The sequence below is a fragment of the Furfurilactobacillus milii genome, assembly GCF_009863985.1.
Lineage (GTDB): Bacteria > Bacillota > Bacilli > Lactobacillales > Lactobacillaceae > Furfurilactobacillus > Furfurilactobacillus milii_A.
Genome location: NZ_WEZT01000021.1, coordinates 21,262 through 31,983, shown reverse-complemented (window position 1 = coordinate 31,983; position 10,722 = coordinate 21,262). Strand labels below are relative to the sequence as shown.

Annotated in this window: 12 protein-coding genes and 2 pseudogenes; 1 reads left to right on the top strand and 13 read right to left on the bottom strand. The window is 44.3% G+C overall.

Going from position 1 to position 10,722, the window contains the following annotated elements; genetic code table 11:
* Positions 1–92 precede the first annotated feature (92 nt).
* Positions 93–1,517, top strand: a complete 1,425-nt coding sequence (locus GB992_RS09685; protein WP_284142946.1) for an ABC transporter ATP-binding protein — start codon at positions 93–95, stop codon at positions 1,515–1,517.
* A 99-nt stretch (positions 1,518–1,616) separates the two neighbouring features.
* Here GB992_RS09685 and GB992_RS09680 read toward each other — a convergent pair whose 3' ends face one another.
* From GB992_RS09680 to GB992_RS09625, 13 genes and pseudogenes are all read right to left on the bottom strand, one after another.
* Entirely contained in the window at positions 1,617–2,729 is a 1,113-nt protein-coding gene (locus GB992_RS09680; protein ID WP_161002268.1) for a glycerol dehydrogenase, read from the bottom strand.
* A 95-nt stretch (positions 2,730–2,824) separates the two neighbouring features.
* Positions 2,825–3,184, bottom strand: coding sequence for a hypothetical protein (locus GB992_RS09675; protein WP_161002267.1), 360 nt, complete (start codon positions 3,182–3,184; stop codon positions 2,825–2,827).
* Between the two features lie 54 nt (positions 3,185–3,238).
* Entirely contained in the window at positions 3,239–3,859 is a 621-nt protein-coding gene (locus GB992_RS09670; RefSeq protein WP_161002266.1) for a hydrolase, read from the bottom strand.
* A gap of 476 nt (positions 3,860–4,335) precedes the next feature.
* On the bottom strand, positions 4,336–5,079 hold the full coding sequence (locus GB992_RS09665; protein ID WP_161002265.1) for an SDR family oxidoreductase: 744 nt from the start codon (positions 5,077–5,079) through the stop codon (positions 4,336–4,338).
* 25 nt (positions 5,080–5,104) lie between these two features.
* Positions 5,105–5,521, bottom strand: coding sequence for a cupin domain-containing protein (locus tag GB992_RS09660; protein ID WP_161002264.1), 417 nt, complete (start codon positions 5,519–5,521; stop codon positions 5,105–5,107).
* Positions 5,521–5,859 carry a carboxymuconolactone decarboxylase family protein gene (locus GB992_RS09655; RefSeq protein WP_017260570.1) on the bottom strand — a complete coding sequence of 113 codons (339 nt, stop codon included), beginning with the start codon at positions 5,857–5,859 and terminating at the stop codon, positions 5,521–5,523. Before GB992_RS09655 ends, GB992_RS09660 begins: the two co-directional genes overlap by 1 nt.
* Positions 5,860–6,320: 461 nt before the next feature.
* Positions 6,321–6,764: a MerR family transcriptional regulator gene (locus GB992_RS09650; protein WP_161002263.1), complete on the bottom strand. Its 444-nt coding sequence runs from the start codon at positions 6,762–6,764 to the stop codon at positions 6,321–6,323.
* A 90-nt stretch (positions 6,765–6,854) separates the two neighbouring features.
* A complete protein-coding gene (locus GB992_RS09645; RefSeq protein ID WP_046871959.1) occupies positions 6,855–7,178 on the bottom strand; it encodes a DMT family transporter in 324 nt (107 codons plus the stop codon).
* Between the two features lie 320 nt (positions 7,179–7,498).
* Positions 7,499–8,218 (bottom strand): annotated as a pseudogene (locus GB992_RS09640) (DUF1003 domain-containing protein); the annotation flags it as partial.
* 286 nt (positions 8,219–8,504) lie between these two features.
* The gene (locus GB992_RS09635) at positions 8,505–9,794 is read right to left on the bottom strand and encodes a hypothetical protein (RefSeq protein WP_161002261.1); all 1,290 of its coding nucleotides are present in this window, start codon (positions 9,792–9,794) and stop codon (positions 8,505–8,507) included.
* A gap of 92 nt (positions 9,795–9,886) precedes the next feature.
* Positions 9,887–10,012, bottom strand: a complete 126-nt coding sequence (locus GB992_RS11880) for a hypothetical protein (protein ID WP_284142945.1) — start codon at positions 10,010–10,012, stop codon at positions 9,887–9,889.
* 93 nt (positions 10,013–10,105) lie between these two features.
* Positions 10,106–10,432, bottom strand: coding sequence for an AzlD domain-containing protein (locus GB992_RS09630; protein ID WP_161002260.1), 327 nt, complete (start codon positions 10,430–10,432; stop codon positions 10,106–10,108).
* A pseudogene (locus GB992_RS09625) lies at positions 10,419–10,625 on the bottom strand (AzlC family ABC transporter permease); the annotation flags it as partial. The pseudogene GB992_RS09625 and the gene GB992_RS09630, both read right to left, overlap by 14 nt.
* Between the last annotated feature and the right edge of the window lie 97 nt (positions 10,626–10,722).

Genomic DNA, 10,722 nt, shown 5'->3' with positions numbered 1-10,722 from the left:
GTAATCACTCCCTATATTGGTTGGAATTAGCTACTACCATTGTAAGTGATTGCTTTGGGCTTTTTAATTTCTGTTCGGATTAATTATAGAATTTGCCATCTAGTAAAACCGGTGATTTGATGGTGCGTTTGACCAGCGACATTAACAATCTGCAAAGCCTAATTTCAGCAAACATGCTGTCGATGATTGGCAGCATTATCACCTTTATTTTCGTTTGGATTTATATTTTTATTCTCAATTGGCAAATGGCGATCGCCATCACGATAACCTTTCCTTTTATGTTTTTGATCTACCGTATTTTTCGCAATCGCATCCACAATGCGTTTCGGGCTGCCCGTGCTTCGCAAGCACAAATGTCGAATCAAATGCAGAATACGTTAACACAAATCGACCTCATCAAAAGCTACACCAATGAAGAATTTGAGGAACAGCGGTTTGGCACGTTTGCTAACCAAAACAAACAAGACATGATTCGGGCGACGCAAAACCAAGCCCTCTTTTCACCACTCATTGATTTTGTAAATTATCTTGGCACTGCTATCATCCTCGCATTCGGTGCTTACTTTGTTATTCACCATCAGCTAACTGTGGGTCAACTCGTCGCTTACTTGGCTTACATTGGCATGCTTCAAGGACCAATTCGCGCCTTCACCCAAATTTTAAATCAGTTACAGCAATCGTTAGTTTCTTATGGGCATGTGATGGACATCATGGCGTTGCGGCCGATTATTGTCGATCAGCCAAACGCAGTGCCGTTTCCAGCAATGACTACAGGCGTGCAACTGAAAGATGTTTCATTTACCTATCCGGAGTCAGATCAACCAAGCACTGGTACGATCCCGGCGGCCGTCAGTCATGTCAGCTTCAACATTCCGTTTGGCAAAACAACAGCGCTTGTTGGTCACTCTGGTTCAGGTAAAACGACGCTGACAAAACTGATTGACCATTTATACAATCTTGATGCCGGTGACATTTTGTTCGATGGCCGTCCCATTAGCCAAATCCAATTACAGTCACTGCGCGAAAATATTGCCATCGTTTCCCAAGACATCTACATGCTAGACGGCAGCATTCGCGATAACGTCCGTTACGGCCGTAGCAAAGCCACCGATGATGAAATTTGGCAAGTGATTGAAATGGCCGACATTGCAGACTTCGTTCACGGTCTTCCACAGGGGCTGGATACGCAAATCGGCGAACGGGGCGTCAAACTGTCTGGTGGTCAAAAGCAACGCTTGTCAATTGCCCGTGCTTTGTTGAAAAATGCCCAACTCGTCATTCTAGACGAAGCCACAGCCAGTTTGGATAACGAATCCGAAAAGACGATTCAGCATGCGCTGGAAAACTTGATGCAGTCGCGAACTTCTCTCGTCATCGCTCACCGGCTATCAACCATCCATAACGCGGATCAGATTATCGTGATGGATCACGGTCAGGTAGTGGAACGAGGCACGCATACAGAGCTGCTGGCGGCAAACGGTCCTTACGCCAAACTTTACAATGCACAGTTCAATTGATTCTGTCTGCCACGTCAAACGACAGCAAAAAAAGACTCCGATAAGAATTCCTCAACGTAATGAAGAATTCTATCTGAGTCTTTTCGTTTGGATAAAACTTTATTTGTTAACGTGATGTGCTTGATAATAACGACTGTATGCGTCGACGCCCTTCATCGCCTCGACAACATCAGATGCCTCAACGGTAAATGGCATCTGCACCATGGTATCGTTTGGCGCCGTGGATAACTGACCAACCTGCATCAACTCTTCATCACTGACATCGGGAATCTTCAAATCAGCAAACGTGGTCGGCAGACCCAATTCGAGATCGAACTTCAAGAATTTGTCAAACCGTTCCTGGTCTGCACCTTCGAGATAGAGTTGCGTTAATGTCCCAAACGCAACCTTTTCGCCATGAGTTAAATCATGAATTGGACCATTTAAGGCAGTTAAACCATTATGGATAGCATGTGCAGCGGCTAGACCACCACTTTCAAAGCCGACACCACTCATTAACGTGTTGGCCTCAACGATCTTTTCCAGTGCTTTGGAGGCCGCATGGTTATCGACTGAAGCAACAGCCTGCGTGCCATAAGCAAACAACGTTTCCTCACACTTGGACGCAATCGCATTACCGACCATCGTTTGTTTGGCACCCAACATTGTGCTACCAGCGCCACGTGCCACAGCTTGGGCTTCCACATTAGTTGCCAGCGCATCAGCGATACCGGATGTCAGCATCCGCACTGGTGCACTGGCGATAATTTTGGTGTCGACGAGCACTAGATCGGGATTCTGCGCATAAAACCGGTAAGCGGAAAAGGTACCCTCGTCGGTATACAACACGGAGAGTCGTGAACAAGGCGCATCTGTCGAGGCCAGCGTCGGCAAGATGGCAACTTTAACGTGGAGGTTGTCAGCAATCGCCTTAGCGCTGTCCAACGCCTTCCCGCCGCCGAGACCGATAACCAAGTCAGCACCAAATTCTTTGCCAATTTCGGTCACCCGGTCAATTTCGCCAACTGACGACTCACCGTTAAACGGTACGTATTCCACGTTGACGTCATTGTCTTTCAGGTAATCAACGTATTTCTGACCGGCAATTTTGTACGCCGTTGAGCCAGCTAATAACAATGCTTTGCGGCCTAAACGGGTAATGTATGAAGCACTATCAAATAACACATTCTTGCCCTGAACATACGTTGCAGGACTGCCAAAAACACTCATCATAATGTGTAAACTCCTTTGCGATTTTACTTACAAAGTCAGAATACACTTAATCTGCTGAGCCCTGCAACTTTGTCTGAAACGAAACACCAAATGACTTAGGCAACTGAATTGTCGACCTGCCGAACTTTCTCTAGCACCTCATCAAGCTGATTAACCGCGACTTCATAATCCGGCATTTGATTCTCGCACTGTTCGTCGAATTGTTCCAAACCGCCGACAGCAAACGGATATTCGAATCGGTAAACGGCTTGATAAGCGCTAACAAAGTCCTTTCTTAGTTTGTTACTGTCTGTTCCATCAAATTGCAGTGCCAGATCAATCGTTCTGTAATCGGTGTAGGCCAACTCGAATTGAATGGCCCACGCCCGAATGAAATCATGACCTGCTTGAATATAAGTAAAATGATCGTTGGCAGTCGCCATTAAACGATTGACTGAATCCTGAACATCTACCATGTTTGTCGCTCTCCTTACTATGAGTGACCTTCCGCCACCCTAACTGAATCGTCGTTAGCTTAATTTTAAAAATGCACCAATATCAAACAGGCTTTGCGTAAATCCCGGAACCGTGTCCGGTCGGTTCCAGTCACGTTGTAGTTCACAGGCTAATTGTGCAATTGTCACAGGTTGAGCACCCTTGGCAGTCATTCGAGCAATTGCCGTTTCATGAGCCACAGTTGATGTGCCACCAACCGCATCAACAACTGGAAACACGTCATAGTCTTCTTTTAGTGCATCCAATACTGGAAAGGTCAAACACGCTTCTGTCCACAATGCCGCGATGATAATCTGATGTTTGCCCGTCGCCTTAATCGCTCGGTTAAAATCCGCATCCTCCCACGCGTTAATGGACGTTCGGTCATAGCTGGGCACATTTGGCAACAATGCCTTCAGTTGTGGAATCGTATCTTGGTTGCGCCCCGTTTGCACGTTGACGGTGGACAAGATTGTTGGAATCTTGAAGGTGTTAATCAACGATTGTGTCGCCACAATATTACGAATTAGCTGGGCTCGATCCATTGAATTAACTGAATTGATTTGCGTTGGCTGAAAATCAATCAACGCAAACACACTGTTCTCCGGATTGAGTAATTCATCATCAGTTGCAGAACGCTTTGCCATACTAGTCATTTTGACATTCTTCCTTTCATTCCTATGTTTGAAGTCGATCAGTAGCCTAAAATCATAACTACTAATTGACTTAAAAAATAAGCCAATTAATGTAGATCAGCGAACATAACTGCTCGGTTGCTTTGGCAAGTTGGCTAACTTAATTAAATAGGGATGAAAATGGTCAAAATGCAGCATGTGACGAGGAAAATGGGGGCACAAACTGATTTTTGTGGATCTTTTTCATAGCGTAAACGCGAGGTCAAAGATCAGAGGCCTGTGCATAATAACCTTCTTGTCCTTTTACATTGTCGCAAACGCGCTCACACCACCTAAAGTCTATTCATTATCGGCTTTTTTAATTTTACATAGCGAAAACGCGATACTGTCGCCCAGAAGTCTGTGCATAACCAAAAGATGCGGTCATACAAGCAAAGTTCGCTCGTACAACCGCATCTTTCAGTTATTGCTCAACTTCTCCCAGGCTTCGTATCGCTCTAAGCCTGCTTCGTTGGATATATCGTAAATTCGTTGACGTTAACGTCTTCTGGCTGGTCAATAGCGAAGTTCACGACCCGGGCGATGGCGTCAGGGTTAATCCCCACGGCATCGTATAAAGCGTCCATCCCCTTGCGTGCTGCCTTATCGGAAATCGTATTCAACAGTTCCGTATTAATCGCCGCTGGGTACAAGGTTGTCGTGCGAATGTTGGTGCCTTCACTAGCACTTTCCGTCCGAATCACTTCCATCAAGTTACGGACAGCAAACTTAGTGGCACCATACACACCAGATCCTGGGAAACTCTTCAGTCCGGCAACAGATGAGGTCGTAATGATATGACCACCCTTATTTGCCACAAAATCTGGCATTACAGCAGCCACCCCGTTAAGCACGCCTTTGATGTTAATGTCGATCATGTCATTCCATTCTTGCGTGTGCAAGGCACTGATGGGCGACGTTGGCATAATTCCGGCATTATTGAAAATGACATCCAGGCCACCAAACGTGGTTTTGGCATATGCAATTAACGCGGCTACTTGTTCGGCATCCCGCACATCAACCGTTTGATACGCTGCTTGCCCGCCATCGGCTTTGATATCAGCGACGAGTTTTTCCAAACGGTCTTCGCGACGAGCACCAAGGACAACTTTTGCACCATTTTTAGCCAATAGCTTAGCGGTTGCTTCACCAATCCCAGATGAAGCACCAGTAATTACAACAACTTTATTTTTAACTGTCATTCAAATTCTCCTTTAAACTTACTAATTAATCCTTTGACAATGCATCGTACGCCGCATCACTGACCGGTTCCAACCATTCAGAAGTCCCCGTAGTGATTGCGACATGACTAAACCAGCTGTCTTTTGTCGCACCGTGCCAATGCTTAACGCCATCGTGAATGGTAACCACATCGCCTGGGTGCAGTAGTTGTGCTGGCTTGCCATCCTCCTGATACCAACCTTCACCACCGGTAACAAGCAAGATTTGATAACCATTGTGATGAATATGCCAGTCATTGAGGCATCTTGGTTCAAATGTCACATTGCCAACATTTACATTGACATTATCATCTGCGCTAACTAAATTTTTTAAGTAGCTTTGACCGATAAAATACTGCGCATAGGCTTCATTCTTATCGCCTTGGCCAAAAACATTTTGTGTTTCAAATTTTTCGTTTGCCATTACTTATGTGTCTCCTCTTCATCTGACCAAATTTCCTTAGCACGGTTAAACGCCGACCATGCCTTAGGCCACCCAGCGTAAAATGCAAGGTGGGTAATTTCAGCAACAATCTCGTCTTTTGTAATGCCGTTTTGTTTGCCAATTCGTAAATGAGCTTCCAATTGTTCTGTATTGCCAGCCGAAATAATGCTAGCAATCGTAATTAAGGAACGGTCATGAGCAGACAAAGCGTCTTCTTTGGACCAAACCTCACCAAATAAAACATCATCATTTAAAGCAGCAAATTGTGGGGCAAAATCACCCAACTGTTTGCGACCTGCTGTTTGTTTTTTAGCCATGTTAAATTCCTCCTCGATTAAAAACAAAGTGATTAACGCGATTGAATTCATTAAAACACTTAAAGTACACTTTAAGTAAAGCCCTAAATTTCATAAAAACTAAAAAGAGCGACTTAACATGTACATAACCTGCTAAGTCGCTCTAAATCAAAATTATAGAAATTCAAAATGCCTACACTGCCTGAAACACTCGTTGCGGTATCGCCCGAATTAATCGTTATTCCGTTGATTATGAAGTCCCGACTATATTAGCTGGAGGGCGTCCCCATTGATACCGAACCGTGAAGGTATTGTTAATCCGGAATACATTTTGCCGGATTTACAATACGGACGGTCGAAAAAACTCGGTTTTCCACGAGGCTTTGCGACGAGGTGAAAGACTCCGAACTCAAGATGCTTGAACCGGTCCCACGGCAAGCGTGTCAATGGAGACAACCGCAAGCGGCATTCACCGCTATCATTTATTCTTCATGATTCAAACTGGCAAGGTAATTAGCAAAACCTTCGTTATCACTAATATGCCCGTCTACTTTTCCCTGATACCAATCAATCTTGTCGTTTAAAATCGTCATACTATGCTGCAATTCCTCAAACTCCTGAAGAAAACCACGCCGTACATTCTTCAATAACTGCAACCGTTTAGTGATCGTCGCATCACCTTCAGCGCGCCAAGCCACATACTGTTTCAACTGTTCGATAGTCATTCCTGTACCCTTTAAGTGTAACAAGAATTTGATCCAGCTAGCATCTGCATCCGTATAGTAACGCAGTCCATTGTCCGAACGATGTGGTTTGACCAAACCTTCCTTTTCATAATAACGAAGCGTTGGGCCTGACAACCCGGTTTTAGTTGCAAATTCACCGATTCGATAGCGCTTTTCTGTTACAACTGTCTTTGTCGCCATTAACATTCCCTCCAGAAGTTGATATTCACATTAGTTAAAGTCGACTTTAACTCATAGCCCACAGTCTTGTCCACTATTGTGTCAGATGAACTAGCCATTGGCACCAAACAAGTTCAAAATCACAACGCCAACCAGAATGAATCCAATCCCAATCACATTGGCCAAATTGACTGGTTCCTTCCAAAACAAAACGGCCACTAACGTTGACAGCACAACGCCAATGCCAGCCCACAATGCGTAAGCAATATTGAGATTGACTGTTTTCATGCACACCGCCAGAAAGTAAAAGCAGGTACCATAAGCAATTAAGGCCCCTAAACTGGGCCATAATAGTGTAAATCCAGATGATGCCTTCAATAAATTTGTGCCAATCAATTCACCAACAATGGCTAAAGCCAGATATACATACCCCATTGTGACCACCCCGCAAAAAATTTGTCTCGACCCTCATAATGTCGCTAAAAAAAACCGATGTAAAGCAAAAAGCCACCCGCAACGAGGGTGGCCTCCTGATAAATTTTTGGTCCGATTTAAGCATTAATCAATTGTGGTTTTGTCTTCCCAATCATCACTTATTTATCCACATGAAGTGAACCGTGATCTGATTGTTTGTGACCCTGCTCATTATGTGAAACCGATTGTGGCGAATCCGTTTGCCGACGTGCCGGTTGAGACGATTTCTGTTGTTTCGGTTGCTTACTTTCTTGATCATTGATGTGATCATCGAAGTACGTTTGCAACCGCCGTAGTTCATTAACCTGCGATTCAATCGAACCCAACATCTCTGTTTGAATCTTTTGAATCTGCAACATGTTCGGCTGATCCTGTTGAATCATATGGTCAACCTTGGAGTGCAGTACCCGAATTTCTTCTTCCGATTTTTGGTTAACGTGATAATCGTTAGCCGATTCCATCCGGTCATACTCTGCTGACCGGTTCTGACTCATCATAATGAGTGGTGCCTGGATTGCGGCAACCATACTCAAGAACAAGTTCAAAAGAATAAACGGATATGGATCGAAATGCACACCAAATAGGTGTAATGAATTAACAGTAATCCACAATAACATAATGAGAACAAAGGAAATAATAAAAGGCCAGCTACCCCCGAAGTGGGCAACAGCATCCGCAACCCGCTGACCAACTGTTAGTGAGTGTTCCAATTGCTGACGGACATCAACCACCTGATAGGTATCTTTTTGAAGTACCCGTGTAAGCTTTTGGTTCAGCTTATGATTTTGGCGATAGTCCTTCGCAATCATCTGATCCATCTTTAATAAACGGTAGTGGACCAAATGCTCACTACAGATAAAATCTTGGTTTGTCGCCTTTGGAAAGTCGAGACGAATCAACGCCTTCAACGGACCATCCAAATCTCCTAGGAAAACACCGTCTACGAGATCATATTCTTTATGATCAACGAGACAGTAAACCGTGCCGTTCAATTCTTGCATTAGACTAAAACACCTCAGTAAATGCTAAATTTCACGTGCGGCAAAGTTCACAGCATGGGTTAAATATCCAGTTATGAATTGCGAACACGCGGGACCGTCATCACTCGTTGAACATATATGATAATCTGCGTCTGACATAAAACCCACCTGCCTTTCCTAGGTTGACCTGAGTTATCGCTACAAACCCATTATAGGGGACACGCCCAAAAAAGTTCAAGCGAACCTACCCATTTCTGAGCGTTTTTTAATTAAGTTAGATAATTATGTTATAGTTCCCTAACTTTTACTATTTGATGGTCATTGCATAGCCTGGCTTTAAGGTGTCATGAACAGCTTGATAACCCGCTTGTTGATAGTAAACAGTCGTCATTTTTCGCAAGTCATACGAACGATGATCCAATTGATCTTGACTTGGTATTGCGTATCCGTTGCTTATCGTCAAACCCATGATGTTAGCCAGCTTACTCGTTTGCGCAGTCTCGTCATGTAATGAATAGAAATTGATATCGTTGCCTGCAATATTGGCAGTAAACATATCATCCATGGCTTTAGCCACTGGACTGTAGCTGTTAAACATAATGATTGGATGACCATTGTTAGCAATCCAATGATAATAAAACGTTGCGCCACCAGTGCTATTCTGGGTAGCAAATAAAGTTGCCGGATCCTGCCCTTCCATGGCCCAATATGCCATGAATGTTAGGCTGGCCTGATCGGCTTCCGATAACTGTTTCATCATCGCGTTATCGGCAGGCTTCGCTTTTACGACATCTGCAATTGGCGTGGATGGCATTGGCAGGTCATCATCCGTAGTATCGTTGCTACTTGAACTGCCCGCAGCGTTACTAGTTGCTGAACTTGACGACGTTGATGAAGAACTATCGCCTGAATCATCATATCCTGTCTCATCACTGCTAGACTCGCTAGTCGCTGAATTTGTTTGAATCGGTTGGGTGATTGAATGACTCGTTTCAAACGGACTAGTTGCCCGTGGAACTGCCTTAGTGATGGCGCCTAGACCCAGCCAGAGTGAAATGATTAGCAATCCAATAAGTAACAAACGCCGCAGGCCAAACAACTGGCGCCGCATGACTGCAGGGATTGCGTAAATATCATGAGCCGATTCATTTGCCTCTTCAACTTGCACTTCGTCCACTCGTTTCAGCAGTAAAAAGCGCAGTAACGATGCGCCTAAGACGCTTAAAAACAGCAAGACTAAGGCCACGTTTCGTGTCGACGTGTGGTCACTGAGAAACCAGTTCATTGCCACCCGGCCGTTTGGAAACGTCGTATACAGGTTGAACTGCTCACATAAGGCCCACAATGCCATGAAGCCGGCCAGCACAAATAGTCCAATCATAATCCGCCGAAGGTACATTATGTGTTGCCGGCGATAAATCGTCCGGACATAAAAGCGTTGTGCACCGGCAATTTGAGTCGGTGTCGCCATTTTATCCGCCGTTTGGTGCCAGCGAACTAACCGCCGTTTGACTAGCCAAAGAGTGACAGCTATGGCGGCTATGCCCAACACAACAATCGCTAAAATAATTAACCATACTACCTGCCACACTTCCACACGGACACTTCCCTTTTCAAAATTCATTTTTTAGGCAAAGAAAAGCGTTCATCCCAATTTGAAATGAACGCTCTAAAACTTATCATAATTGGTTATAGTTCGGTTGTTTCTTTAACAGTTGTGTCAGTGTCCGACATGCAACGTGCAAGCTTCACATCACAAACAACTAACCCAACGGTTGTAACAGCTAATAATCCAATTGCTAACAAGGTTTCCATAAATAATCACCCTCGCTTTGTCAGTGATTTTGTATGAGTATATCATGCTTCACACCAAACACCTAATGTTTTGCATAAACATTTTGAATCCGTTTACATGACCGCTCTTAATATTGCTAACGACGCTACCCCGACGATTACGATCCACAGCAAGCTTTTAGTAACAGCGGCCGTAATCACAGTGGGAACCGACGCAAACAAGTTTTCATAGTTCACACTCGGCAAATGACCCAAATGTTGCGTGAACAAATTTGTTACCCACAGCGCAGTCATAATCGTGATGGGCACAAAGCTCAATAATTCGACCACTAACGGCGGCAAACTATGATTTTTTAACAGCACAAAAGGCAACGTTCGTGATAGCAAAGTCACAATGCCACAGCCGACAATGGTTAAAAGTACATAACTAGTAGAAAGCATGTTTGATAACCACCCCCGTCGCACAGCCCAACAGCGTGCCCACAACAAGTAACAGATTTCCCGGAATGAAAATAAGCCCCAAGTAAATAATGACTGCTTCAGCCAGAATCACGATCAGTTGCAGTGACTTAGCCAACGAACGATCCGCGATAACTTGCAAATACAGTAACCCGATAAACATGGCGACTAATGCTTGAATTGTCAAATTAAGTGCAACACTACATTAAAGAATATTTCATAAGGCGTTTTCCATCCGAGACATTTACGGGGACGATTATTCATTTGTTCTG

Excerpts from the sequence above, each read along its gene's own strand:
- GB992_RS09630 (WP_161002260.1), bottom strand. The coding sequence starts at position 10,432 with ATGCTTTCTACTAGTTATGTACTTTTAACCATTGTCGGCTGTGGCATT.
- GB992_RS09645 (WP_046871959.1), bottom strand. The coding sequence starts at position 7,178 with ATGGGGTATGTATATCTGGCTTTAGCCATTGTTGGTGAATTGATTGGC.
- GB992_RS09650 (WP_161002263.1), bottom strand. The coding sequence starts at position 6,764 with ATGGCGACAAAGACAGTTGTAACAGAAAAGCGCTATCGAATCGGTGAA.
- GB992_RS11880 (WP_284142945.1), bottom strand. The coding sequence starts at position 10,012 with ATGGAAACCTTGTTAGCAATTGGATTATTAGCTGTTACAACCGTTGGG.
- GB992_RS09680 (WP_161002268.1), bottom strand. The coding sequence starts at position 2,729 with ATGATGAGTGTTTTTGGCAGTCCTGCAACGTATGTTCAGGGCAAGAAT.
- GB992_RS09675 (WP_161002267.1), bottom strand. The coding sequence starts at position 3,184 with ATGGTAGATGTTCAGGATTCAGTCAATCGTTTAATGGCGACTGCCAAC.
- GB992_RS09660 (WP_161002264.1), bottom strand. The coding sequence starts at position 5,521 with ATGGCAAACGAAAAATTTGAAACACAAAATGTTTTTGGCCAAGGCGAT.
- GB992_RS09655 (WP_017260570.1), bottom strand. The coding sequence starts at position 5,859 with ATGGCTAAAAAACAAACAGCAGGTCGCAAACAGTTGGGTGATTTTGCC.
- GB992_RS09665 (WP_161002265.1), bottom strand. The coding sequence starts at position 5,079 with ATGACAGTTAAAAATAAAGTTGTTGTAATTACTGGTGCTTCATCTGGG.
- GB992_RS09670 (WP_161002266.1), bottom strand. The coding sequence starts at position 3,859 with ATGACTAGTATGGCAAAGCGTTCTGCAACTGATGATGAATTACTCAAT.